24 protein-coding genes, 2 tRNA genes and 1 pseudogene are annotated in these 24,256 nt (G+C 62.6%); 17 read left to right on the top strand and 10 right to left on the bottom strand.

Going from position 1 to position 24,256, the window contains the following annotated elements:
* Window positions 1-7: 7 nt before the first annotated feature.
* Window positions 8-775, top strand: coding sequence for an alpha/beta fold hydrolase (locus ORS3428_RS22645; RefSeq protein ID WP_071100519.1), 768 nt, complete (start codon window positions 8-10; stop codon window positions 773-775).
* A complete protein-coding gene (locus ORS3428_RS22640; protein ID WP_244508069.1) occupies window positions 756-1,304 on the top strand; it encodes a GNAT family N-acetyltransferase in 549 nt (182 codons plus the stop codon). The genes ORS3428_RS22645 and ORS3428_RS22640 overlap by 20 nt, the downstream gene beginning before the upstream one ends.
* Here the strand turns inward: ORS3428_RS22640 and speB are convergent.
* Window positions 1,301-2,266 (bottom strand): agmatinase, encoded by a 966-nt coding sequence (speB, locus tag ORS3428_RS22635; RefSeq protein WP_071100554.1) that lies wholly within the window; start codon window positions 2,264-2,266, stop codon window positions 1,301-1,303. The two genes, ORS3428_RS22640 and speB, sit on opposite strands and share 4 nt — an antisense overlap.
* A 94-nt stretch (window positions 2,267-2,360) precedes the next feature.
* Entirely contained in the window at window positions 2,361-2,966 is a 606-nt protein-coding gene (locus ORS3428_RS22630; RefSeq protein WP_071100518.1) for an HD domain-containing protein, read from the bottom strand.
* A gap of 120 nt (window positions 2,967-3,086) precedes the next feature.
* Between ORS3428_RS22630 and cysE the strand changes: the two genes are divergently transcribed.
* Window positions 3,087-3,935, top strand: a complete 849-nt coding sequence (gene cysE, locus ORS3428_RS22625; protein ID WP_071100517.1) for a serine O-acetyltransferase — start codon at window positions 3,087-3,089, stop codon at window positions 3,933-3,935.
* A 142-nt stretch (window positions 3,936-4,077) separates the two neighbouring features.
* Window positions 4,078-4,281 carry a DUF3126 family protein gene (locus tag ORS3428_RS22620; RefSeq protein WP_071100516.1) on the top strand — a complete coding sequence of 68 codons (204 nt, stop codon included), beginning with the start codon at window positions 4,078-4,080 and terminating at the stop codon, window positions 4,279-4,281.
* Window positions 4,282-4,327: 46 nt separating this feature from the next.
* Here the strand turns inward: ORS3428_RS22620 and ORS3428_RS22615 are convergent, their stop codons facing one another.
* Window positions 4,328-4,921: a hypothetical protein gene (locus tag ORS3428_RS22615; protein WP_071100515.1), complete on the bottom strand. Its 594-nt coding sequence runs from the start codon at window positions 4,919-4,921 to the stop codon at window positions 4,328-4,330.
* Between the two features lie 342 nt (window positions 4,922-5,263).
* Here ORS3428_RS22615 and clpP point away from each other — a divergent pair, with 342 nt between their 5' ends.
* From clpP to hupB, 4 genes are all read left to right on the top strand, one after another.
* Window positions 5,264-5,893: an ATP-dependent Clp endopeptidase proteolytic subunit ClpP gene (gene clpP, locus ORS3428_RS22610; protein ID WP_071100514.1), complete on the top strand. Its 630-nt coding sequence runs from the start codon at window positions 5,264-5,266 to the stop codon at window positions 5,891-5,893.
* Between the two features lie 296 nt (window positions 5,894-6,189).
* Complete coding sequence (gene clpX / locus ORS3428_RS22605) at window positions 6,190-7,464, top strand: ATP-dependent Clp protease ATP-binding subunit ClpX (protein ID WP_040969491.1); 1,275 nt, start codon at window positions 6,190-6,192, stop codon at window positions 7,462-7,464.
* Window positions 7,465-7,741: 277 nt separating this feature from the next.
* Window positions 7,742-10,153, top strand: a complete 2,412-nt coding sequence (gene lon, locus ORS3428_RS22600; protein WP_071100513.1) for an endopeptidase La — start codon at window positions 7,742-7,744, stop codon at window positions 10,151-10,153.
* Between the two features lie 194 nt (window positions 10,154-10,347).
* Window positions 10,348-10,620: a DNA-binding protein HupB gene (hupB, locus tag ORS3428_RS22595; protein ID WP_040969493.1), complete on the top strand. Its 273-nt coding sequence runs from the start codon at window positions 10,348-10,350 to the stop codon at window positions 10,618-10,620.
* A 72-nt stretch (window positions 10,621-10,692) separates the two neighbouring features.
* On the opposite strand, the gene ORS3428_RS22590 is transcribed toward hupB, so the two are convergent.
* Complete coding sequence (locus ORS3428_RS22590; protein WP_071100512.1) at window positions 10,693-11,715, bottom strand: aldo/keto reductase; 1,023 nt, start codon at window positions 11,713-11,715, stop codon at window positions 10,693-10,695.
* Between the two features lie 173 nt (window positions 11,716-11,888).
* On the opposite strand from ORS3428_RS22590, the gene ORS3428_RS22585 reads away from it, so the two are divergent.
* Complete coding sequence (locus ORS3428_RS22585) at window positions 11,889-12,455, top strand: SIS domain-containing protein (protein WP_071100511.1); 567 nt, start codon at window positions 11,889-11,891, stop codon at window positions 12,453-12,455.
* 6 nt (window positions 12,456-12,461) lie between these two features.
* Window positions 12,462-13,205 carry a creatininase family protein gene (locus tag ORS3428_RS22580; protein WP_071100510.1) on the top strand — a complete coding sequence of 248 codons (744 nt, stop codon included), beginning with the start codon at window positions 12,462-12,464 and terminating at the stop codon, window positions 13,203-13,205.
* A 52-nt stretch (window positions 13,206-13,257) separates the two neighbouring features.
* On the opposite strand, the gene ORS3428_RS22575 is transcribed toward ORS3428_RS22580, so the two are convergent.
* The 3 genes from ORS3428_RS22575 to ORS3428_RS22565 all read right to left on the bottom strand — a co-directional run bounded on the left by ORS3428_RS22575 (window position 13,258) and on the right by ORS3428_RS22565 (window position 17,085).
* The gene (locus ORS3428_RS22575; RefSeq protein WP_071100509.1) at window positions 13,258-14,175 is read right to left on the bottom strand and encodes a carbohydrate ABC transporter permease; all 918 of its coding nucleotides are present in this window, start codon (window positions 14,173-14,175) and stop codon (window positions 13,258-13,260) included.
* 8 nt (window positions 14,176-14,183) lie between these two features.
* Entirely contained in the window at window positions 14,184-15,305 is a 1,122-nt protein-coding gene (locus tag ORS3428_RS22570; protein WP_071100508.1) for a carbohydrate ABC transporter permease, read from the bottom strand.
* 103 nt (window positions 15,306-15,408) lie between these two features.
* The gene (locus ORS3428_RS22565; RefSeq protein ID WP_071100507.1) at window positions 15,409-17,085 is read right to left on the bottom strand and encodes a sugar ABC transporter substrate-binding protein; all 1,677 of its coding nucleotides are present in this window, start codon (window positions 17,083-17,085) and stop codon (window positions 15,409-15,411) included.
* Between the two features lie 277 nt (window positions 17,086-17,362).
* On the opposite strand from ORS3428_RS22565, the gene ORS3428_RS22560 reads away from it, so the two are divergent.
* From ORS3428_RS22560 to ORS3428_RS33690, 4 genes are all read left to right on the top strand, one after another.
* Window positions 17,363-18,421, top strand: a complete 1,059-nt coding sequence (locus ORS3428_RS22560; RefSeq protein ID WP_071100553.1) for an ABC transporter ATP-binding protein — start codon at window positions 17,363-17,365, stop codon at window positions 18,419-18,421.
* A gap of 27 nt (window positions 18,422-18,448) precedes the next feature.
* Entirely contained in the window at window positions 18,449-18,901 is a 453-nt protein-coding gene (locus ORS3428_RS22555) for an RbsD/FucU family protein (protein WP_071100506.1), read from the top strand.
* A gap of 4 nt (window positions 18,902-18,905) precedes the next feature.
* A complete protein-coding gene (gene rbsK / locus ORS3428_RS22550) occupies window positions 18,906-19,835 on the top strand; it encodes a ribokinase (RefSeq protein WP_071100505.1) in 930 nt (309 codons plus the stop codon).
* A 105-nt stretch (window positions 19,836-19,940) separates the two neighbouring features.
* On the top strand, window positions 19,941-20,039 hold the full coding sequence (locus tag ORS3428_RS33690) for a putative RiPP precursor (protein ID WP_201788337.1): 99 nt from the start codon (window positions 19,941-19,943) through the stop codon (window positions 20,037-20,039).
* An 841-nt stretch (window positions 20,040-20,880) separates the two neighbouring features.
* Here the strand turns inward: ORS3428_RS33690 and ORS3428_RS22545 are convergent.
* A complete protein-coding gene (locus ORS3428_RS22545) occupies window positions 20,881-22,227 on the bottom strand; it encodes an NAD(P)/FAD-dependent oxidoreductase (RefSeq protein WP_108723137.1) in 1,347 nt (448 codons plus the stop codon).
* Window positions 22,228-22,708: 481 nt separating this feature from the next.
* On the opposite strand from ORS3428_RS22545, the gene ORS3428_RS22540 reads away from it, so the two are divergent.
* Both ORS3428_RS22540 and ORS3428_RS22535 read left to right on the top strand, forming a co-directional pair.
* On the top strand, window positions 22,709-23,101 hold the full coding sequence (locus tag ORS3428_RS22540; RefSeq protein ID WP_071100503.1) for a hypothetical protein: 393 nt from the start codon (window positions 22,709-22,711) through the stop codon (window positions 23,099-23,101).
* 76 nt (window positions 23,102-23,177) lie between these two features.
* Complete coding sequence (locus tag ORS3428_RS22535; protein ID WP_071100502.1) at window positions 23,178-23,426, top strand: hypothetical protein; 249 nt, start codon at window positions 23,178-23,180, stop codon at window positions 23,424-23,426.
* Between the two features lie 24 nt (window positions 23,427-23,450).
* Here ORS3428_RS22535 and ORS3428_RS22530 read toward each other — a convergent pair.
* Window positions 23,451-23,527: transfer RNA gene (locus ORS3428_RS22530), tRNA-Asp, on the bottom strand.
* A gap of 219 nt (window positions 23,528-23,746) precedes the next feature.
* Here ORS3428_RS22530 and ORS3428_RS22525 point away from each other — a divergent pair.
* Window positions 23,747-23,822 (top strand) — tRNA-Val (locus tag ORS3428_RS22525).
* Window positions 23,823-24,027: 205 nt separating this feature from the next.
* On the opposite strand, the pseudogene ORS3428_RS22520 reads toward ORS3428_RS22525, so the two are convergent.
* Window positions 24,028-24,256 (bottom strand): annotated as a pseudogene (locus tag ORS3428_RS22520) (glutamine--fructose-6-phosphate transaminase (isomerizing)); the annotation flags it as partial.

Raw genomic sequence — 24,256 nt, 5'->3', positions numbered from 1 at the left:
GGCGCCGATGCAGTTTTTTTCCCACGACGGCTTCGACATTGCCTTTCTCGACCGCCAGCCGGCGTCCGGGGCGGGCGATCCGGTGTTGATGATCCATGGCTTTGCCTCAAGCCACTACGTCAATTGGGTCTCGCCCGGCTGGTTCAAGACGCTGAACGATGCCGGCTACCGCGCCATCGCCTTCGACAATCGCGGCCATGGCTCCTCATCGAAGAGCTATGACGAAGCCGACTACACGCCGGCCAAGATGGCGTCCGACGCCGCCGCGCTGCTCGATCACCTCGGCATCGAACGCGCCCATGTCATGGGCTATTCGATGGGCGCGCGCATCTCGGCCTTCCTGGCGCTTTCCGATCCCGACAAGGTGGCGACGCTGGTGTTCGGCGGCCTCGGTATCGGCATGGTCGACGGCGTCGGCGACTGGGATCCGATCGCGGCGGCGCTGCTGGCGGAGGATCCCGCCGTGACCACGCACCCGCGCGGCCGTTCGTTCCGGGCCTTCGCCGACCAGACGCGCAGCGACCGTCGCGCGCTCGCCGCCTGCATCGCCACATCCCGCGAACTGCTGACCGAGGACGACATGGCGCGCATCGCCCAGCCGACCCTGATTGCCGTCGGCACGAAGGACGACATCGGCGGCTCGCCAGACGAGCTTGCGGCGCTGATGCCCAACGCAAGAGCCTTTCACATCGAGGGCCGCGACCACATGCTCGCCGTCGGCGACAAGAGCTTCAAGCAGCGCGTGCTGGAGTTTTATGCCGAAAACCCGCTCTGAGCGGGCAGTGGCGCGTTTCCTGCCGACCATGGTCGATCTTCTCGTCACCTACATGGAGATGACCGCGCCGCCGTCTGGCGAGCCGCTCGCGGTTCCGCTGCCCGGCGCCGCCGTGGGGCGCGAGACGCCTGATCTTTCAAGCTATCTCGATCTCTACCGCGCCGTCGGCGGACCGGTGCAATGGGACCAGCGGTTGCGCATGCCCAAGGCTGCGCTCGAAACGCTGCTCGCCAGCGCCGCGACGCATATCCATGTGCTGCGCGTCGACGGCCAAGCCGCGGGCTTCTGCGAGTTCAACGATGTCGGCCAGCCGGCCGTCGAGCTCGTTCATTTCGGGTTGGTTCCCGCATTCCACGGGCGGCGGTTGGGTCCGTTCCTGCTCGACCGGGCGCTGCGCTCGGCATGGTCGCACCGGCCGGAACGGCTTTGGCTTCATACCGATACCCATGATCATCCGGCCGCGCAGTCGGTTTACCGACACGCGGGGTTCAAGGCCTACGCGCAGCGGATGGAAAACTTTCCAGACTAGCCGCGTGCTCGCCGGTCAGCGACAGATTTCGCCATCACGCACAGCAGCTCGAACATCATCGTGGCGCCGGCCAGCGCCGTCATGCCGCCAAGGTCGAAAGGCGGAGYGACCTCGACGACATCGGCGCCGGCGAAATTCAATCCGTCGAGCAATCGAACCATCTCCTGCGCCTCGCGCGTGGTGAAGCCGCCGAGCTCCGGCGTGCCGGTGCCCGGGGCCATCGAGGGATCGATGCAATCGATGTCGAAGGTCACATAGGTGGGACTGTCGCCGACGAGGCCGCGCGCCTCCTGCATGACGGCCGCTGCGCCGCGCCTGACGAATTCTTCCATGTAGACGATGCGCAGGCCCTGGGCCCTTGCCCAGTCGTGCTCGCCCGGCTCGTAGATCGAACCGCGAATCCCGATCTGGATCACCCGCTTCGGGTCGAGCAACCCTTCCTCGATCGCGCGACGGAAAGGCGTTCCATGCGTGTAGGGATTGTCGCCGAAATAGCGGTCGTTGGTATCGGAATGCGCGTCGAAATGGATCATCCCGACCGGTTCCTTGCGGGCCGCGGCGCGCAGCACCGGCAGCGTCGTCAGATGATCGCCGCCCGCGGCCAGAGGCAGCGCGCCCTCGGCCACGATCGCGGCGATGCCGTCCTCGATGCGCTTCAACCCGTCCAGCAGGTTGATGGGATTGACCGAGAGGTCGCCGACATCGGCGACATTGGCGATGCTGAACGGCTCGGTCCCCGACACATGGTGGACGCGGCGCATCAGGCTCGACTGGTTGCGGATCTCGCGCGGGCCGTGGCGGGCGCCGGCGCGGTTGGTGGTGCCGCCGTCCCACGGAATGCCGACGAGAGCGATGTCGAGCCCCTTGGCGGTGGGCACGGCCGGCAGCCGCATGAAGGTCGGAAGCCCGGCAAAGCGCGGCACCTGCGCGGCGTCGACGGGTTGGAAGAAGCTGTTGTCCATGGTGTCGGTCATCTCAGAGGAATTCACGGCCGGTAGTGATCGCAGCACCTGCAATTGCCGTATAGGGACAAGCAGCGACGGGAATATGGGCCTATCAAGCCTGGCCCTGCAGCTCTTGCAGCGAACGAGCGAGATTCTCCCTGGCCTGCGCCTCGAATCGCCGTCTGAACGAATCCGTATGGAAAATATGCGGGCGGGCCAGGAAACTCTTCAGGACCGCGGCGCGGCCGGCGCGCCACATCGGCTCTTCGACCCAGCCATACTCGCGCCGCACCGCTTTCTCATAGGCATCGAAGGCGTCGGGGTCCGCGCCGAGGATCGCCAGATCCATGTCGAGGAAAAGGGCCGCATCACGTGCCGCCTTCTCGTCGTCGAGCGGCGGCAACTGATGGTTGGCGGTGGCGTTGATCATCGCCGCAATGCGGCCAAGGCGCTCGGTATCGAGGCGGCCGGCCAGTTTCTTCTCAGCAAGCGCAGCACTTTTGGCCTCATTGTCCTTGGCGCGGCTGTCATAGACGGCGTCGTGGAACCAGATTGCCGCCTCGACCGCCTCCGGGTCGTGCAGCAGGTCCCTGTAATCCGCTGCCAGCGCCAGCATGGCCTCGATATGGGCAAGGCTGTGGTAGTGCCGATCCTCGGCCTGATAGAGTGCGGAAAGCTCGCTTTTCAGCGCTTCGTCGATCAAGGGTTCGTTTCCCATCGCCGCTTGAATTTGCGTGAACCAAGTCCATTTGACAAAGCACTAAGGAAAATTGAGTTCAACCGTGCTATGATCTGGCCTATATGTGCCGCCGGAGAATGAGCAGGCCGGAGACCGTCGATGAACAGCGTTACGATAGCCCGTCCCAGCATGGTGYAGCCGGTAGATCCGATCTGGCGCGCGATCCGCGATGAAGCGATGGAGGCGGTGAACCGCGACCCGCTGCTTKCCGCTTTCCTCTATTCCACCATCCTCAACCAGGAGAACCTGGAGGAGGCGGTCATCCACAGGCTGGCCGAGCGCCTGGCGCATCAGGACATAGGCTCCGATCTCATCCGGCAGACGTTCAAGGCCATGCTTGCCGACGATCCGGAATGGAGCACGACGGTGCGCGTCGACATCCAGGCCTATTACGATCGCGACCCGGCATGCGACCGCTTCATCATGCCGGTGCTCTATTTCAAGGGTTTTCATGCCATCCAGACGCACCGGCTGGCGCATTGGCTCTGGAACCAGGGCCGCAGGGATTTCGCGCTCTATCTGCAGAGCCGCTCGTCCTCGGTGTTCCAGACCGACATCAACCCGGCCGCGCGCATCGGCAAGGGTATCTTCCTCGACCACGCCACCGGCCTGGTCGTTGGGCAGACGGCCGTCATCGAGGATGATGTGTCGATCCTGCACGGGGTGACGCTCGGCGGCACCGGCAAGGCCAGCGGCGACCGCCATCCGAAGATCCGCCGCGGCGTGCTGATCGGCGCCGGCGCCAAGATCCTCGGCAATATCGAGATCGGCCACTGCTCGAAGATCGCTGCCGGCTCGGTGGTGCTGTCGCCGGTGCCGCACAACAAGACAGTCGCCGGCGTGCCGGCGCGTGTCGTTGGCGAGACCGGCTGCGACCAGCCATCGCGGCAGATGGACCAGCTCCTGCCCTCGCAGTCGATGGACCACGTCGTCAGCTTCGACATCTGAGTTCAGCTGTCATCGACGGCGGCCGGATTCCAGCCGCAGGTGCCGGTTGCCCCGTGTTATCCTGCCGGCTTGCCTTTACATGGCCCTCGTCTGCGTGTCAGAAGCGCGTTCCAACGAGTAAGCCGACATTTCGGAGAAAACCTTGAAGCCGGACGAAATCAGAAAGCTGGACGCCTATTTCAAGCGCGTCTTCCAGAACCCCAAGCTCCAGGTGAAGGCGCGTCCGCGCAAGGAAGACTCGGCCGAGGTCTATGTCGGCGACGAATTCCTCGGCATCGTCTTCAAGGACGAGGACGACGGCGACTACAATTTCTCGATGGCGATCCTCGACGTCGATCTCGGCTAAGCGGGATTTTTTGTCCGGGCGCCCGGCGGGGCAGCCCGGCCACCGCCTAGTCCGGACAGTGCCGCGGGATGTGCACACGCCGCCAGCTGGTCGAGCCTTTCCGCACCACCACCCGACGCGCCACTGTCCGATATGAGGGCGCAATTTCGGTGATGCGCCGCAGCTCGGGCCGTACCAGCACCTCGCGGGCAACGTTTTCATACTCCGCCGGAAGGACGACGCGCCGGATGCGCTCCGGCTCGACGACCACGGTTTCGGCGACCCGCGCGTAGCGCGCCCTGCGCCATACCTTGCAGAGCACCTTGCGGCCGTGGATGACGCRCCATTCCCAGGCATAGCCGCCGTCGTCCACCTTGACGGTGTGATAGACGGTGCGGGTGACGGCAGGCACAACCTCATAGGTGACGCGCGGCGGGGCGATCTGCTCCAGGCTCTCAAGTGTGCCATAGATCGGCGCATCGTAGTCGACGAGCTGCCTGCCGGGGCTCACMATCACCTGTTCATAGACAGTGTCGTAGAGCGCCGGCCTGTGCACCGGCTCGTAGCATTCGAGCGCACGGCCGCCGGCCGCGGTTTCCGAAACGGTGGCAAGCATTGCCAGGCTGGCCGCGGCGAGCGATGTGGAACCGTTGCGAAACATGACATTCCCCCGTTGAAAGGACGCCGGTTCAACGCAGGAGTGTATCGGAAGGTCCGCCGCCGGACAGCGATTTCAAGGCTTGTCGTTAAGCGGCGCGGTTAAGAAACTGCTACCTTTGCGGTTGGTTCACGCCGGGACGGTTTTGAGGAAGGCCTTTCTCCGGCGCAACCTTCGGTATTGCTTGGGCCGAGGCGCTTGATTCGACTTAACCAGGTGGCTAGGAGAGGCGGCCTTGCGCTAGGGTGAGCCGGCATCCTATTTAGGACATAACGATCCAGAACCGATTCCGCTCGACTGCTCATATTTTCACGGCGCCGGAATCCATACCAACAAGGGTAGTCCATGAAGAACCCCGTCGAGACCTACATGAACCTCGTTCCGATGGTGGTCGAACAGACCAATCGCGGCGAGCGCGCCTACGACATTTTCTCGCGCCTCTTGAAGGAACGCATCATCTTCATCACCGGGCCGGTCGAGGACGGCATGGCCACGCTGGTTTGTGCACAGCTTTTGTTCCTCGAGGCGGAGAACCCCAAGAAGGAGATCAACCTCTATATCAACTCGCCGGGCGGCGTCGTCACCTCGGGCATGGCGATCTACGACACCATGCAGTTCATCAAGCCGGCAGTGTCGACGCTCTGCATCGGCCAGGCCGCCTCGATGGGCTCGCTGCTGCTTTGCGCCGGCCACAAGGACATGCGTTTTGCCACGCCGAACGCCCGTATCATGGTCCACCAGCCGTCCGGCGGCTTCCAGGGCCAGGCGTCGGACATCGAACGTCATGCGCAGGACATCATCAAGCTGAAGCGCCGCTTGAACGAGGTCTATGTCAAGCACACCGGCAAGAGCTATGACGAGATCGAGCGGACGCTCGACCGCGACCATTTCATGAGTGCCGACGAGGCCAAGGATTTCGGCCTGATCGATAAGGTCATCACGACCCGCGAGCTGGGCGAAGTCGCCATCATATAGGCCTTGATTGGCAGCTGATTGGCGGGATAACGCGCTTTTGGCGCGGCTTGCGGCATTTCGGCCACAATTGCCTGTTCCCTCAGGGGTCGGGATTGCCTACGTTAAGGCTATGTTGATTTTCGACGGCTTAGCTTTGAGTGGGGTTGTTGCGAATCGTTGTCGCGTTTTCTGATTGGTGTTTCGTACGGAATACGCTGTGTGAGCCGGGACACTGGCGGCGGCGGATTCCGGCGATAGATTGGTGAGACGCCCATGCAGCCAGACTATCGGCGGGCAGGCGGTGAAAGGACAGAAAAATGAGCAAGGTAGGCAACAATGGCGGTGATTCAAAAAACACGCTCTATTGCTCGTTTTGCGGCAAAAGCCAGCACGAAGTACGCAAGCTGATTGCCGGTCCGACCGTCTTTATTTGCGACGAATGCGTCGAACTGTGCATGGACATCATCCGCGAGGAGAACAAGACCTCGATGGTGAAGTCGCGCGAGGGCGTGCCCACCCCGCAGGAAATCCTCAAGGTCCTCGACGACTATGTCATCGGTCAGCCCTACGCCAAGCGGGTGCTGTCGGTGGCCGTCCATAACCATTACAAGCGCCTCGCCCATGCCGGCAAGAACAACGATGTCGAGTTGGCGAAGTCGAACATCCTGCTGATCGGTCCGACAGGCTGCGGCAAGACGCTGCTCGCGCAGACGCTGGCCCGCATTATCGACGTGCCCTTCACCATGGCCGATGCCACGACGCTGACCGAGGCGGGCTATGTCGGCGAGGATGTCGAGAACATCATCCTGAAGCTGTTGCAGTCGGCCGACTACAATGTCGAGCGCGCGCAGCGCGGCATCGTCTATATCGACGAGATCGACAAGATCTCGCGCAAGTCGGACAACCCCTCGATCACCCGCGACGTGTCGGGCGAGGGCGTGCAGCAGGCGTTGCTCAAGATCATGGAAGGCACCGTCGCCTCCGTGCCGCCGCAGGGCGGTCGCAAGCACCCGCAGCAGGAATTCCTGCAGGTCGACACCGCCAACATCCTGTTCATTTGCGGTGGCGCCTTCGCGGGGCTCGACAAGATCATCTCGGATCGCGGCCGCAAGACCTCGATCGGCTTCGGCGCGACCGTTGCCTCGCCCGAGGATCGCCGCACCGGCGACCTGTTCCGCCAGGTCGAGCCGGAGGATCTGCTGAAGTTCGGCCTGATCCCGGAATTCGTCGGCCGCCTGCCGGTGTTGGCGACGCTCGAGGACCTCGACGAGCCGGCGCTGATCCAGATCCTGACCGAGCCGAAGAACGCGCTGGTCAAGCAGTATCAGCGACTGTTCGAGATGGAGAATGTTGACCTCACCTTCCACGAGAACGCGCTGTCGGCCATCGCTAAGCGTGCCATAGAGCGCAAGACCGGCGCGCGCGGTCTGCGCTCCATCATGGAAGCGATCCTGCTCGACACGATGTTCGAGCTTCCGGCGCTGGAAGGCGTGCGCGAAGTGGTGATCTCCGAAGAGGTGGTCTCCGGCAACGCCCGGCCGCTCTACATCTATTCCGAGCAGAAGGAAAAGAAGGGCAATGTCAGCGCCTGAGAAATGGYGGCTGATCCTGCAGTTTTTCATGGAACGGCGCCCGCGCGGCGCCGTTTTGCTGTGAAGGGGTTACTGGTAGGTGATGGAATGCATGAGCTGACCATGTTAACCCTTGATCTTTGCACCACCCGCATCCACCTAACAGCGGAAGGCCGAGGCGCCGAATTCTGTGCTGTAAAACTCCCGTCACAAACGGTGGTAGGCGGAACGACACTCGGTCGTTAATATGAGATTCGCGGGTGGCTTGATTAGCAGCCGYGACATGAAAGGTTGGACAATGGCCAAAATATCCAGGGCTTCCGGCGACGGTGTCTTCGCGGTCCTCCCACTGCGCGACATTGTGGTGTTTCCGCATATGATCGTTCCGCTCTTCGTTGGGCGCGAAAAGTCGATCAAGGCGCTGGAAGAAGTGATGGGTCAGGAAAAGCAGATCCTGCTTGCCACCCAGATGAACGCAGCCGACGACGATCCTGAGCCCGATGCCATCTTTGACATCGGCACGCTCGCCAATGTGCTGCAGCTCCTGAAGCTTCCCGATGGCACCGTGAAGGTGCTGGTCGAGGGCGCCTCGCGCGCCAAGATCGTCTCGTTCACCGATCGTGCCGATTTCCACGAGGCCCGCGCCACCGCGCTGGTCGAGCCGGATGAGGAAGAGGTCGAGATCGAGGCGCTTGCCCGCTCAGTCGTCACCGACTTCGAGAACTACGTCAAGCTGAACAAGAAGATCTCGCCCGAAGTGGTGGGTGCCGCCAGCCAGATCGACGACTATTCCAAGCTCGCCGACACGGTTGCCTCGCATCTCGCCATCAAGATCCCCGAGAAGCAGGAGATGCTCGCCACGCTTTCCGTCAAGGAGCGTCTCGAGAAGGCGATGGGCTTCATGGAAGCCGAGATCTCCGTGCTGCAGGTGGAGAAGCGCATCCGCTCGCGCGTCAAGCGCCAGATGGAGAAGACGCAGCGCGAGTACTACCTCAACGAGCAGATGAAGGCTATCCAGAAGGAGCTCGGCGAGGGCGAGGACGGCCGCGACGAGGCCGCCGAGATCGAAGCGCGCATCAAGAAGACCAAGCTGTCCAAGGAGGCCCGCGAGAAGGCGGAGGCCGAATTGAAGAAGCTGCGGTCGATGTCGCCGATGTCGGCGGAATCCACCGTCGTGCGCAATTATCTCGACTGGCTGCTGTCGATCCCGTGGGGCAAGAACTCCAAGGTCAAGCATGACCTCGCTTATGCGCAGGACGTGCTCGACGCCGATCATTTCGGCCTCGACAAGGTCAAGGAGCGCATCGTCGARTATCTCGCCGTGCAGAGCCGCCAGAGGAAGATCAAGGGGCCGATCCTGTGCCTCGTCGGCCCGCCCGGCGTCGGCAAGACTTCGCTCGGCAAGTCGATCGCCAAGGCGACCGGCCGCGAGTTCATCCGCATGGCGCTCGGCGGCGTGCGCGACGAGGCCGAGATTCGTGGCCACCGGCGCACCTATATTGGCTCGATGCCCGGCAAGGTCATCCAGTCGATGAAGAAGGCCAAGAAGTCCAACCCGCTCTTCCTGCTCGACGAGATCGACAAGATGGGCCAGGACTTCCGCGGCGATCCGTCGTCGGCCTTGCTGGAAGTGCTCGATCCCGAACAGAACTCGACGTTCATGGACCACTACCTCGAGGTCGAGTACGATCTGTCGAGCGTGATGTTCGTGACGACGGCGAACACGCTGAACATCCCTGCGCCCCTGATGGACCGCATGGAGATCATCCGTATCGCCGGCTACACCGAGGACGAGAAGATCGAGATCGCCAAGCGGCACCTGCTGCCCAAGGTGATGCGTGACCACGCGCTGCAGCCGAACGAATTCTCGGTCGGCGAGGACGCGATCCGCGGCATCATCCAGACCTACACAAGGGAAGCCGGTGTGCGCAGCTTGGAGCGCGAGCTGATGAAGCTCGGGCGCAAGGCGGTGACCGAGATCCTGAAGACGAAGAAGAAGACGGTGAAGATCACGGCGGACAATCTCGCCGACTATCTCGGCGTTCCGCGCTTCCGCTTCGGTCAGGTCGAGGCCGACGATCAGGTCGGCGTCGTCACCGGTCTTGCCTGGACGGAAGTCGGCGGTGAGTTGCTGACGGTCGAAGGCGTCATGATGCCCGGCAAGGGCCGCATGACGGTGACCGGCAACCTGCGCGACGTGATGAAGGAATCGATCTCGGCGGCGGCCTCCTATGTCCGCTCGCGCGCCATCGATTTCGGCATCGAGCCGCCGCTGTTCGACAAGCGCGACATCCACGTCCACGTGCCGGAGGGTGCGACGCCCAAGGACGGCCCGTCGGCCGGCGTTGCGATGGTGACGGCGATCGTCTCGGTGCTCACCGGCATTCCGGTCCGCGCCGATGTGGCGATGACCGGCGAGGTGACGCTGCGCGGCAGGGTGCTGCCGATCGGCGGTCTGAAGGAGAAGCTGCTTGCCGCGTTGCGCGGCGGCATCAAGAAAGTGCTGATCCCGGAAGACAACGCCAAGGATCTGGCGGAGATTCCGGACAATGTGAAGAACAACATGGAGATCATTCCGGTCTCGCGGGTCGGCGAGGTGCTGAGGCACGCGCTGGTCAGGATGCCGGAGCCGATTGAGTGGGTCGAGCCGGTCAATGCGCCGGCCTCGGTCGATGCCGGAGACGACGCCGGCAAGTCGCTCGCCCATTAGAACGTTCTAACATTGCGATGCACAAGGAGAGAGCCGGGCTTCCAGCCCGGCTTTTTCATGTGAAAAGCTCCGAAAAAGTCGAAAAAAGCCCGGAATTCCGCGGTTTTCGGCTTGGGTTCCGGAGCGCTTCTTTCTAAAGTCCGTTTCCTGCCGGATGAGTCGTAGTTCCGGTTTTCTCATGGAAGGGAATTTTGATGAACAAGAACGAACTGGTGTCCGCTGTCGCCGACGCCGCAAGCATTTCGAAGGCTGATGCGCAGTCTGCCGTCGATGCGGTGTTCTCCGTGATCACTGGCGAACTGAAGAAGGGCGGCGATGTCCGGCTTGTCGGCTTCGGAAATTTCACCGTGTCAAAACGCGCTGCTTCGACCGGCCGTAACCCGCAGACCGGCGCGGAAGTGAAGATTCCGGCGCGCACCGTGCCGAAGTTTTCGGCCGGCAAGGGTCTCAAGGACGCGGTTAACTAAGACCTTTTTCTTAAAGATCAGAAGAGCCGGGCTTGCCCGGCTCTTCCTTTTTTGCCCAACTGTTGCCGGGCCTCAGGCCGTCGGCGCGTCTGCCCGCATCAGGCCTTCCTGTTTGAGATCCGCCCACAATACAGGCGGGAGCTTGACGTCAAGCAGCGCACGGTTGCTTTCGACCTCGGCCGGTCGCTGGCCGCCAGGGATGACCGACATCACCAGGGGATGCTGCAGCGGGAACTGCAGGGCAGCCTCGATAAGCTTCACGCCATGGCGCTTGCAGACCGCCTCGATGCGCGCCACGCGATCGAGCACATCCTGCGGCGCCTCGCTGTAGTTGTAGAAAGYGCCCGGCTTCGGCCCCGTCGCCAGGATGCCGGAATTATAGGGGCCGCCGAGAATGATGCCGATGCCGCGCTTCTCGCAAAACGGCAGGAAGGATTCCAGCGCCTCCTGCTCGAGCAGCGTGTAGCGGCCGGCGAGCAGGAAGAGATCGAAATCGCCGCGCTCGGCGAGCGTCTGGCAGACCTGCCATTCATTGATGCCGCCGCCGAAGGCCTTGATCACGCCCTGGTCACGCAGCGCAAGCAGCGCGTAGTAGCCGGAGGACATGAATTCCTCTATGCGCCGGTCCGACGCCTCCTTGCTGCCATGGGTGAAGATGTCGACATCATGCACGTAGAGAATGTCGATCCGGTCGACGCCGAGACGCTCCAACGACGCTTCGAAGGAGCRCATCACGCCGTCATAGCTGTAGTCGTAGACCTCCTTGCGCGAGGGCGTCTCGAAGAACTTGCCGATGCCGGTGCGCTGGTCGGGCGCAGAGACACGCATGAGGCGGCCGACCTTGCTCGACAGCACATAGTCGTCGCGCTTCTTGCCGCGCAAAAACGGGTTAAGCCGGGTCTCCGAGAGGCCGAGGCCGTAGAGGGGAGCAGTGTCGAAGTAGCGGCAGCCGGTCTTCCATGCCGCTTCCAGCGTGGCATGGGCATCCTCGTCGGAGATGGCGCGGTAGAGATTGCCGAGCGGCGCTGTGCCGAAGCCGAGCTCGGTGAAGGTGATGCCGCCATTGCCGATGCGGTCGAAATGCCGTGTCTTCATATCCTCGAATGTCCTGGATTGTTTGTCTGACATGACACTATCACGCTGGTGGCTCAGCAAAAGCGCCGAGGCTCGTTGGACACGAATTTTCGCGGTGATAGCATGAACAAAAACAAGCGTTTCGCGGCGAGCGCTATCTTGCCTGCTCAAGCCCGGCGCCGAGGTGAATTGTGATGACGCAAGCCGGCTCGCAGATGTTCGAGACCGCCCTCAACGAGCTTGGCGGCGTTCTGGCGCGTGTCGACGAAGGTCGTATCGATGCCGCCTGTGAGATGCTTGCCGGGGCCGGCAAAATCGTCGCCTACGGCTGCGGCCGCGAGGCGCTGCAGGTCAAAGGCTTCGCCATGCGGCTCTACCATCTTGGCTTGCCGGTCTCGGTTGTCGGCGATATGACCACGCCGCCGCTAGGGCGGGGCGATGTCTTACTTGCGAGCTCCGGACCGGGGGAGACCACCACGGTGCTCACCTTGATGCGCGTTGCCCGCGAGGCCGGCGCCAAGGTGCTGCTGCTCACGGCCGAACCGGCGGGCAGCGCGGCGAAGCTCGCCGATTTCACGCTGCTTGTTCCGGCCCAGACCATGGCCAGCGACCAGGGCGCTGCCAGGACCTCGGTGCTGCCGATGGGCTCGCTGTTCGAGGGGGCGCTTTTCCTGCTGTTCGAAGTGATTGTGCTGAAACTCAAGGCGCTCACCGGCGCGACGCCGGAAGCGATGCGCGCACGGCACACCAACATGGAGTGAAGATCAATGCGCTACGAACTGATGCTGCCGCACCAGATCCGCAAGGCGATCGACGAGAACTGGCCCGTCGCGCTGCCGCTCGGCGTGCTCGAATATCATGGCGAGCACATGGCGGTCGGCATGGACACGCTGGCCGTGATCAAGACGCTGGAACTCTTCGAGAAGGAGAGGGACATCGTCATCCTGCCGCCCTTCTACTATGGCGCGGCGAGCTACGCCGTTGCGCCGCCGGAAGGCAGCGGTTCGGTACAGGTCGGCGGTCCGGTGCTGGCGCCGTTCGCGGAGGAACTGTTCTACGGCCTGCTTCGCATCGGCTTCCGCAATATCCACGCCATCATCCATCACCAGACCGAGAATTTCGTCGCCGGCATGCCGACCGATCTCGCCTTCAAGACGGCCGRCCGCCAGGCGATCTTCCGCTTCCTGGAAAAGGAGCGCGGCGAGGGCTGGTGGGGTTCCAACAAGATGGCCGACTATTATGCCGGCCATGCCCAGGGCGAAAACGTCTTCAACTGGGTGCAGGTGCATCCGCTGATGTCGGCCGCCATGAACGGCAAATATCCGTTCGATCACGCCGGGATCGGTGAGACATCGCTGATGCTGGCGCTATGCCCCGAGGCGGTGGATGCCGGCCATTTCGCCGACAATACTGGCTGGTACACGAAAAGCGCGTCCGAGGCTTCGGCGGAGCTGGGGCAAAAGGGTGTCGCGATGATCCTCGACCATCTGCGAGCGATATTGGTTCGCTAGGTGTTGCACTTCCCCTTCTCCCACAAGGGGAGGAGGGGAAGTGCTGGCTCCGCTATTTCACCGAACCCGCCGTCATGCCCATAATCAGGTAGCGCTCAAGCGCAACGCCGATAATCGCCAGCGGCGCGATCGCGGCCGTGGCAAGGGCGGCCATCGACCACCAGTTGATGCCTTGCGAGCCGGTCTGGCTCGCCACCATGACGGGAATGGTCTTGGCGTCCGTGGATGTCAGAAGCGCGGCGAAGAAATATTCGTTCCAGCACAGCACCATCGCCAGAATGAAGGCGGCGACCATGCCGGGAAGCGCGATCGGCATGACAATGCGGAAAAAGGCGCCCCAAATGGTCAGGCCGTCGACAAGTRCTGCCTCCTCGAGCTCGACGGGAATGGAGTTGAACTGGTCGCGCATGATCCAGATGACGATCGGCAGCACCATCAGCGTATAGAGCAGCACGAGCCCTATGCGCGTGTCGAGCAGCGCCACTTCCCGGTAGAGCACCAGGAAGGGCAGCGCCAGCACGACGGGCGGCAGGATGAGCTGCGACAGGAAGAAGAAGGAGATGTCCTCGTTCTTGAACCAGGCGAAGTGATAGCGGTAGCGGGTGAGGCCATAGGCGGCGAGGCTGCCGATGACGATGGCCAGGCTCGACGCGCCGACCGAGGCGATGACCGAATTCATGAAGCGCTTGAGGAACTCGTCGCGCACGGTCGATGTCTGGAAGATCGAGTCCGGCGACAGGCCGAGCGAACGCCAGCCTTTCCAGTCGGGCTGGAAGTCGACGAAGGGGATGAGGTGGCCCTGCGTCACGTCGACCGCGGATTTGAACGAGGTGGTTATCGTCCAGTAGATCGGGAACAGGCAGACGAAAGACCAGAACACCAGCGCGCCGTAGATGAAGACGCGGCTGGTGAGGAAGGCCGCCGGCGAGCGGATCTCGGAAACGGTGTATTCGGTGGTTTGGACGCTCATGATGCCGCTCAGTTCACGTTGCGCACGAAGCGGCTGGCGATCTTCAGCAGCCAGGTGACGAACACGACGATGATGATCAGGTAGACCATGGCGAGCATGGTGCCGTAGCCGACATTCGAACGGTCGCGATACTCGCGATAGATGAAGCTCGAAACGGAATCGGTCGCACCGCCGGGGCCTCCGGACGTCACCGTGATGATGATATCGGCAAGCTTCAGCTTGAAGATGATGCGCAGGATCACCGCCGTCAGCGACACCGGCAGCATCAGCGGGAAGGTGACCTGCCAGAAGGTCTGCCAGGCGTTAGCACCATCGACGCGCGCGGCCTCGATGACCTCGCGCGACATCGCCTGCAGACCGGCGAGCAGCATGATCATCATGAACGGAATGAAGGTCCAGGCGTCCAGCACCATGATCGAAATGCGCGCGGTGATCGGGTCGGAGAAGAAGGCGGGATTGTCCCAGCCGAGGTGGCGCGCCAGCGTCGAAGCCGGTCCGAACCGGTATTCCATCAGCGACTTGCCGACCATCCAGGAGACCGCGACCGGCGACAGCATCAGCGGCAGCAGGAAGACCACGCGGAAGAATTTTCTGGCGCGGATCTGCGCGTTGAGCAGCAGCGCAAGTCCGAACGCGATGACATATTCGACCAGCACCGCCAGCACGTAGAGCACCATGTTGAACAGCGCGTTGCGGTAATAGGGGTCGCCCAGCATCTCCCAGAAATTGTCGAGCCCGTTGAACCTTCTGCCGGCGAAAGAGCTCAGATTCCAGTCGGTCAGCGCGATGTAGAAGCCGAATAGCGTCGGGAAGATCACCATGGCGATGGTGAAGAGCAGCGCCGGCAGCAGGAACAGCGCGYGCTGGCCGTCCTCGCCGCGCGTCAGCACCTGCCAGGCGCCGAGCGCCACGCCCCACAGCACATAGGCATAGACGACGGGACGCCAGGTATAGAAGCCGATCGTGTCGACCTCGGTCTTGTAGAGGATCTGCACCACGATCAGTGCCAGCAGTCCGAGCGTCGCGGCGATCAGCACGACCCAGCCGAGGCGCTTGCGGCCGGGCGAAATCAGATCGGTCGCTGTGGAATTTGCCGGCCACGCATTGGCAGTCGAAGTCTGCTCAGCCACGCCTCTCGCCTCTTTGTCCGAATCCCGAATGACCGGCCACAACCGGTCAAGATGCGGCCCGGCGACGAGGCGTCGCCGGGCCGCGACTTTCTCACGAGACAGCCTACATGCCGAGCGCGGCTTTGTAGAGCTTGATCTGGTTCTCGCGGCCGATCTGGTCGGTCAGCTTCTCCCAGGCGGCGGCGATGGCATCGGCACCTTCCTGCGCCTTCATCTTGCCGGCGAAGGTGTTGGCCAGGATGTCTTCGGCCGCGCTGTAGTACTGGAAGATGCCGGGGATGCGCGGCTCGATCGCCGCGTTCGGATGGTTATAGCTGTCGCCCTCCGACTTCAGATACGAGGTGATGAAGGCCTCGTCATAGCCGGCCGCCACCCATTCCGGAATGTTGAAATGGGAGTTGCGGTAGGGTTGGAAGCCCGACGGATACATCGCCGTCCAGAGCGACAGGTCCTTGCCGCCGAGATGGGCGGCGGCCGACCATGCCGCCTTCTTCTTCTTCTCGTCACTCTCGACGCGGGCCATGACATAGACGCCCCAGCCGAGATAGGCGCAGTTGGGGGAATAGTTCGGGCCGCTGGCCAGCTTCTCCCACTTGCCTGTCTTCGAGTTGTAGACGTCGTCCGAGCCCGGCAGGATCGAGAAGCCGGTGACGTCGCCGATGACCGAGGAGTCGTTGGTCTTGACGTTGGAGCCGATGTCGCCCCACCACGGGATCATCGAACCGGTGCCGGCCAGGAACTGCTGGAAGCCGGTGGTGTTCGGGTCGGCGTTGATCTGGTCCGGCGGCTCCGACGGCAGGGCGTCGATCACGTCCTGGATGGCCCGCACCCAGGCCGGGTTGTTGATGCGCGGCTTCATCGTATCGATATCGAACAGCCAGGCCTTGTCATCCGGGTGCTTGGCATAGGCGCTGGCGCGGCTGCCGAGGAAGTAGAAGCCGAAGCCGCCCCAGGGCTTGGGSGCATCAAGATAGCCGTAGACGTCCTGGCCCTTGAACTTCTTGCCCTTGAGGAACTTGGTGACAACCTGCACCTGTTGCCAAGTCTTCGGCACGCCCCATTCCGTCAGGCCGGCTTTGTCTCCGCTATCGGCCTTCCATGCGGCGGCGAGCTCAGGATCGGAGAACACGTCGGTGCGATAGTTGAAGTTGTGCGTGTCGCCGTCGATGGTCACGCGATATTGCTTGCCGTTCCAGGTGCCGACCGGCGGCTTCAGGTAGTTGACGAGGTCATCGAAGTCGATCTGCTTCTTGACCCAGTCAGGCATTTCGGAAGTGAGGCCCTTGCCGCAGACATCACCCTCGAAGGGCGCACCCATCTCGATGATGTCAAAGTCGACGGTCTTGGTTGCGATGGACTGCTGCAAGCGGGCGTTATAGTCGGCCTGGGCGAGGTCGATCCAGCTGATCTTGGCGCCGGTATAGGCCTCCCACGGCTTCAGGAAGCCGCGGAACAGCACGTTGTGCAGGTTCTGGTTGTTGAGGCCCATGAAGGTGAGCTGGACGCCGGCGAATTCACCTTGCTTGACGTTGGCCTTGGTCGCTTCCAGGCAAAGCTCGCCGACCTTCTGGAAGTCGGCATCCGTCGGTTGGCCCTTGCCGACCCCTGGGATCTGCACGATTTTCGCCCGCAGATCGTCGGCCRCCGTCGCTGGCTTCGTCAGCGCGCCGAGCCCTGCGCCGGACGCCGCGGCCATTGYGGCCATGCTGGCCGCGCCTTTCAGCACATCGCGGCGGGTCGCCCCGGCGCGTACCAGTTTTTCGTAAAGATCGACTCTCATCTCATGGTTCCTCCCAGAACTTCAGTCGTGAATTGAATTGCCAATCTCTCGGACGCCGAAACGTCTACGATTCTCCTATATCATACGGGGACGTGGGACCCCACCCTGYGTCGCCTGGAGCTCCGATTTTCGGGATAAGGACCGGCGGTCGGATTGGCACTCGCCACTATTCGCGTAATCGATTACCTTGTCAACAACAATGGCTTTTTATCGATAAGATACTGACTTGCCCTTGCCGTTGGCAATGGCTAGCTTCACCGAAAAGATAGGGGAGACGATGGCTCAAGTTGCGATCACCAATGTGGCCAAGGCATTCGGAACCGTCAAGGTTCTGCACGAGGTCAGTGTCGACATCGCCGACGGCCAGTTCGTCGTGCTGGTCGGCCCCTCGGGATGCGGCAAGTCCACGCTGCTGAGGATGGTGGYCGGGCTGGAATCGGTCTCCGGCGGAACGATTTCGATCGGCGACCGCGTCGTCAACCATCTGCCGCCGGCCAGACGCGACATCGCCATGGTGTTCCAGAACTACGCGCTCTATCCGCACAAGACGGTGGAGCAGAACATGGCCTTCGCGCTGAAGCTGCGCGGCACCGATCCGGCCATCGTCGCCGAGCAGGTGAAGCGTGCCGCCGACATCCTCGACCTCAATCCGTATCTCAAGCGCTATCCGCGCCAGCTTTCCGGCGGCCAGCGCCAGCGCGTCGCCATGGGCCGCGCCATTGTGCGCAATCCGCAGGTGTTCCTGTTCGACGAGCCGCTCAGCAATCTCGACGCCAAGCTTCGCGTGCAGATGCGCACCGAGATCAAGGAGCTGCACCAGCGGCTGAAGACCACAACCATCTACGTCACCCACGACCAGATCGAGGCCATGACCATGGCCGACAAGATCGTGGTGATGCGCGACGGCCGCATCGAGCAGATCGGCGCGCCGCTGGAGCTGTTCGACCGGCCAGCCAATCTGTTCGTCGCGGGCTTCATCGGCTCGCCGGCGATGAACCTGCTGAAGGGCACGGTGAAAAAGAGTGAGAAGCCGACGGTCGACATAGCGGGCTCGGCCTTTCCAATGCCCACCAGCGTCACAGCGGCTGACGGCCAGGCCATCGTCTATGGCGTGCGGCCGGAGCACCTGGAGATTCATCCCGACGGCGTCGCGTCCACGATTTCGGTGGTCGAGCCGACGGGCTCGGAAACCTTGGTATTCGTGCGCTTCGGTGAGGGCGAGATGGTGGCGCTGTTCCGCGAGCGCCACGACTTCAAGCCGGGCGATACGCTGAAGCTTCGGCCAAGGCTCGACCACGTCCATCTCTTCGACGCTGGGACCGGCAAGCGTCTCTGACCGCAAACAGACTTCCAGAGGGGAACCATGCTCAAAGGGATCAATCCGCTGCTCAATGCCGACGTGCTCCAGGCGCTGCGGGCGATGGGCCACGGCGATGACCTGGTCATCGCCGACACCAATTTCCCGTCCGATTCCGTCGCCAGGCAGACCGTGCTCGGCAGGCTGCTGCGCATCGATGCCCCGGCGGCCGAGGTTGTAARGGCGGTGCTGTCACTCTATCCGCTGGACAGTTTCGTCAACGATGCGGCCGCGCGCATGGAGATCGTCGGCAAGCCGAACGAGATCCCGCCCGTGCAGAAGGAAGTGCAGAAGGAGATCGACGCGGCCGAGGGCAAGTCCTGGCCGATGATTTCGATCGAGCGCTACGCCTTCTATGAACGCGCCAAAAAGGCCTATTGCGTCATCCAGACCGGCGAGCGGCGCTTCTATGGCTGCTTCGCCTTCCGCAAGGGCGTCATTCCGCCGGATGCGGAGTAAGACTATGGCCGCCGGCAAGCCTGTCGTCATCCTGGGTGTCTTCGTCGCCGACACCGCCTATCGCGCCAACCGCCAGCCGCGGATGGGCGAGACCATCCTCGGCAACTCGTTCAAGCTCGGACCGGGCGGCAAGGGCTCGAATCAGGCGGTGGCGGCCGGCAAGCTCGGCGCCGACATCACCTTCCTGACGAGGCTGGGGGTTGACGCCTTTGCCGACATGGCAAAGCAGACGTGGAACGGGGCGGGCGTGAAGAGCGCGGTCATCGACACGCCCGACAGCTACACGGGCGCGGCCTATATCTTCGTCGAGGAGGGCACAGGCAACAACGCCATCATCGTCTGCCCGGGTGCGGCGATGCTGATCTCGCCCGCCGATATCGAGGCGCATTCCGATCTTATCCGGTCGGCCGGAGTCTTCGTCACGCAGCTGGAGCAGCCGATCGCGGCGGCGCTGAAGGCGCTCGAGATCGCGCGTGGGGCAGGGGTGACGACCATCCTCAATCCGGCGCCGGCCGCCAGCCTGCCGGACGGCATCTACGCGCTCTGCGACTACGTCACGCCAAATGAGTCCGAGGCTGAGGGGTTGACCGGCATCAGCGTCTCTTCGGTCGACGATGCCCGCCGCGCCGCCGACGCACTGCTGGCGAAGGGCGTCGGCACTGTCATCGTGACGCTCGGCGAAAAGGGGGCGCTGCTGCATACTAAGGACCGTTCCGAGCATGTCGCTGCGGTCAATGCCGGCCCGGTGGTCGAGACCACGGGGGCGGGCGATGCCTTCAATGGCGGCCTGGCAGCGGCGCTTGCCAGGGGCGTCGAGCCGCTGGAGGCCGTGCGCTTTGCCTGCGCCGTTGCCGGCATTTCGGTGACGCGCCATGGCACGGCGCCTTCCATGCCCACGCTCCAGGAAGTCGAGGAGTTGCTGGCGAGGGCTTGAGACTTCCAGCTGTCTTTACGCCGTCTCGCCGACCGGAACGCAACCGGAGCGAACGCGTTCACTGTGCTGATCGATTGAGGGCGGCGCCGGTTCCGGAACGGTGAGATGAAAAAGCCTTATGAGAAGCCCACTCTTGTGAAGCGTGAAAAGCTCACCGCCCGGATCGCCCAGATCGTCGCCTCCGGGGTCGTATTGGGCGAGTGAACCAGACGGAACGCCGCTGGAGAATCTTGCTGGTCAGTTTCAGCGTTGCGCCTTGGTTGCGGTCGGGCGTACATCGCCGAGGCCCTGGTCGATCCTTCGATCGGGATAGACACGCTTTCACYCGCCCGCGGTAATTCCTGGAACGCAAGTTTAGCCACGTCCCTGGCGTCGTCGATCGAACGCGTGCACAGCGTGACTGAAGTCGCAACACTAACCAGCCAAGGGTTTGAAAAGCCCGGCCTGCTTTGGCGGAAAATATCGGCACATAGCAGCAAGCCGGGCTGCGCCGGCGTGGGCTGGGGGGCGGGGTAGCCGGCGCAGGAGGAAAGTGTCCCTTTGCCGCCGATTCGGCAATTGCACCTGAGGTCTGGTACCTCTCATCAATGGTCCTAGTGCGGGACGGACGAATATCTTGATTGTCGTGGTCGGCCGCACTGAGCGCGCGCGATCATGGCGCGTGAACCGGAAGAGGGCGTAGCTATCAACAGGTCGATTTTATTCAATTTTTCGATCCGTGCTGCGCAATGTTGCCAGCAGGAGCGCAACCCGGCCAAATATCACAATTCACAGCGCCGAGAGCACCACCGACCCCGCCAGTGCTCGGCGAAATAGGAGGATTCCGCCGGATCGGCGGACGAAGACCTGACACGGKAGCGGCCCGGTACCCGTTGTTTGGGTTTTTGGGGAGTAACGGGCACCGAGCCTAACCGGCGGGGACTTAGTACGGGGACTTCGCTAAGAGGGCACCGGCTGAAATTGAATATACGCCTCTGCTAATGTACTCGGAACGCATCCATAAGGACGAAGCCTGGAGTAGCTCAGCGCAGCGGAGCCGCCCAATTCAGAGGGCGGGGCCCGGCCGCATGGCGCTGCCATCGTAAAAGCGCGACAGGCGWAAGCGCGTCAGATCGTGCCCGATTTCGTTTCCCTGGATCATGTCGGAGACGATCCGACCGATTCCCGGCCCGATRCCGAAGCCATGACCGCTCATGCCTGTTGCGACGACAAGGCCGCTGATCGCCTGGACGCGATCCACGACGGGGACGACGTCGGGCATTGCGTCAATCATGYCGGCCCAGCTCGCCTTGATGCGAACTGTCCCGAGCTGCGGGAAAAGGCGTCTGAAATTGCGTTCGATCGAACGGAGCCCGGAGGATTCGGGGGCGGGATTGAGCACCCGCATCCTTTCGAACGGACTTTGGGAATCCGGCGTCCAGTACCGCGGCGTCGACCAGCCATCAGGGTAGCCCGCAGGCGCAGCCGACGCATAGCGTGACCCAAACGGATTGGCCATGAGGGCGGGCAGGTATTTCGTCGCGTGCCGGAAGGCGTCTGGCCCCAGATAGAGCAAATGACTGCCCCCCGGGGCGAGTGTGTATCCACCATCCTGTCTGCGCCTGAAAGCGATATGCTCTTCTGCCGCGGCGCCTGCATGGATTTCGGGCATCGGCTCCGTCGCGGCGGCGGTCGACCTGACACTAAGCTGGGGAATGGAAACTCCATGTCTCCTCAGGAAGAGGGAAGACCACGCGCCGCCAGCGAGCAGAACGCTGGAGGTCTCGATGCGACCCGCCTCGGTCCACACCCCGCTGACCCTGCCGGCCGAGATTTCCAGGGTTCGCGCCGCGCAACTCTCGACGATCTTGACGCCCTTGCGGGCTGCCAGCCGCGCGAGTGCGGGCACGGCCACCCAAGGCTCCGCGCGCATGTCGGAAGGTGTTGTCATGGCGCCCTTGAAACTGCGCGACATGCCTTGGATGAGGCCCGCGGTTTCCTGCACATTCAGAAGGCGTGTATCGATCTGATGGACGCCGGCGATCTTCATGAACGCTTCGAAGCCCGCCATTTCGCGCTCCGAGCTTGCCAGGTAGGTCACGCCAGTCTGGTTCAGGCCGATGTCCTCGCCGCATTCCCCGGCCAACTGCCGCCAGTGACGGGATGCCTCGATCACGATCGGCAGCTCATCCGCATCGCGTCCCTGCTTGCGGATCCATCCCCAATTGCGGGAGGACTGCTCGGCTGCAATCCGTCCCTTTTCCACCAGCGTCACGGAGATGTTTCGCCGCGCAAGAAAAAGCGCCGTCGTCACGCCGATAATGCCGCCGCCGACAATCACCACGTCCGAACTTTTCGGTGGAGGACCGGGATATTGAATCGGGTCCGCTTCGGAGAAGGGGAAACTGGGCAAGGGAGGCATCCTGAAAAAACAGCGATGACAGCTATGGGATACCGGGAGCCAGCTTTCTTGAGGCAGCTGAGGAGAAGCTAGAGCACAGGCTGGCTAACGCGTGGCCCGGTATGAAATGATCTGTTGGTRAGTAGATGAACAGCGGGAGCGGCCCGGCACTCTGGCGTGGTTGAGGCCAGCACGGCCGGGCCTGACCGGCGAGGGCTCGGGAGCAAAACACGGCACCGGCTGACGCGGAAATATACGCCCTCCTCGCCGCTGACGGACCTCGCCTTTAGGCGTACTTGCAGCCACGATTCAGCGCTCGATCACATTGGGTAACGTTTGCGTTCCATCTCATTCCAACGCCGGAGCGGCCTCTATATGCCGCTATGGGYCGAGAATCGCCGGCGATGAATGGCCCCACCGCGACACGACGAGACCAGACGGCCCATTTTTGGAAAGCGGCTTACCGCTTCCTCCAACATAGGGAGATATCATCATGCGCTCTATCAAGCCCAAAATCATCGCGGCCGCATCTATCCTCGCGGCCATACCACTTTCGAGCGCCTATGCCGTGCACCGTCACAGGCCACCGGTCGACACCACGATCACGGGATCGGTGCAGGCGGATCCAAAAGAGAAAGCGGCGATGGATCAGTTGCTGAATGTGRGGCAGGGTATCCGGCAGGCAAGGCAAGCCGGCAAGATCACGCCGGACAAGGCCCGCGACCTGATGGYGCGGGCGGATACCATCCAGCGTACCGCGTTGACTTCCGGCGGCCGTTCGGCGCTGAGCCAGATCAATGAGCTGGATCAGCGGCTCCAGAATGCCACCGGGCAAGGCACCTATATGGGTGACGGTGCCGACGGCGGCTACTATCCGAACGGCTGACGTAAACACAAACACACACATCATAAAGCGACCGCCGGCGTGAGCAGCGCATCCTCTCAGGGATTCGCAGGGAGAAGTGCTTGACCATCAGGCCTTCCTCACCTCACGCGGGCGCCGCCGCTCTCGGGATGAACCCGACGCCGGCCGTTTCAAAGACGCGGCAGACAAGCGTCATCCCGCCGGCCGGACCATCGCCAGCATCCGCCCCGCAGCCTTCGGCGCAACCATGCATTGCAACAGCGGCCGTCATTTGCCTTCTCCTGCGGAGATGGTGCCGACACGGGAAATCGAACGATTTTCCGTGCCGAAGCGGCAGGACAAATAAATGCAATGATTTCCGAGAATTGAATGGCGCGAGTGACGGGGCTCGAACCCGCGACCTCCGGCGTGACAGGCCGGCACTCTAACCGACTGAGCTACACCCGCGCACTGACGAGCACGTGTCAGGCGTGTTCGTCGTTGGGGCGCTGGATAAGGGGTTCGTTTGCGGGTGTCAAGCGCAGCATGTGAGCTTAACAGCAAACTGGAGAAGGTTTTTTGACAAGTGCGCCGGCGCTGGGGAAATCCCTCAGGCAAGCGGGCGCGCTGCCCGTTCATTTGGCCTTGCGAATGCGACCCTAACTGCTTAAAGGTCCGGCCCGGAGCGGGCGATTAGCTCAGTTGGTAGAGCGCTTCGTTTACACCGAAGATGTCGGCGGTTCGAGCCCGTCATCGCCCACCACTTTGATTTATAAGCGATAAATCTTACTTCGTTGCTTTGAACGGCAACGGTCGGCGGGAGCCATTGCCATATTGTCTCGTCCGGACCGCCGATCGGTGCAATGGATTTTCCAATGGTTGGACGCTAGGTCTTGAAGCGGCGATCACTGTAAGCCTAGGTCGACCTCCAGCTGTTCGCGCGAAGATGGTGACTAATCAGAATCTCGCTATTCCACCGTCACCGACTTCGCCAGGTTGCGCGGCTGGTCGACGTCGGTGCCCATGAACACGGCGGTGAAATAGGCGAGCATCTGGATCGGCAGCGCGTAGACGATCGGCGCAATGATCTCCGGCACCTGCGGCAAGATGATCGTCTCCATCGTCTTGAGGCTCGCCTGGGCGGCGCCCCTGGCGTCGGTGATGAGGATGATCTTGCCGCCGCGCGCGGCCACTTCC

The organism is Mesorhizobium sp. ORS 3428 (assembly GCF_001854785.1).
Classification (GTDB): Bacteria; Pseudomonadota; Alphaproteobacteria; order Rhizobiales; family Rhizobiaceae; genus Mesorhizobium.
This window is presented reverse-complemented; position numbering and strand designations above follow the sequence as displayed.

Bases quoted from the DNA above. Each gene is read 5' to 3' on its own strand.
- ORS3428_RS22645 (WP_071100519.1), top strand. From the start codon at position 8: ATGCAGTTTTTTTCCCACGACGGCTTCGACATTGCCTTTCTCGACCGC.
- ORS3428_RS22585 (WP_071100511.1), top strand. From the start codon at position 11,889: ATGACGCAAGCCGGCTCGCAGATGTTCGAGACCGCCCTCAACGAGCTT.
- hupB (WP_040969493.1), top strand. From the start codon at position 10,348: ATGAACAAGAACGAACTGGTGTCCGCTGTCGCCGACGCCGCAAGCATT.
- clpP (WP_071100514.1), top strand. From the start codon at position 5,264: ATGAAGAACCCCGTCGAGACCTACATGAACCTCGTTCCGATGGTGGTC.
- ORS3428_RS22640 (WP_244508069.1), top strand. From the start codon at position 756: ATGCCGAAAACCCGCTCTGAGCGGGCAGTGGCGCGTTTCCTGCCGACC.
- clpX (WP_040969491.1), top strand. From the start codon at position 6,190: ATGAGCAAGGTAGGCAACAATGGCGGTGATTCAAAAAACACGCTCTAT.
- rbsK (WP_071100505.1), top strand. From the start codon at position 18,906: ATGGCCGCCGGCAAGCCTGTCGTCATCCTGGGTGTCTTCGTCGCCGAC.
- ORS3428_RS22630 (WP_071100518.1), bottom strand. From the start codon at position 2,966: ATGGGAAACGAACCCTTGATCGACGAAGCGCTGAAAAGCGAGCTTTCC.
- ORS3428_RS33690 (WP_201788337.1), top strand. From the start codon at position 19,941: ATGAAAAAGCCTTATGAGAAGCCCACTCTTGTGAAGCGTGAAAAGCTC.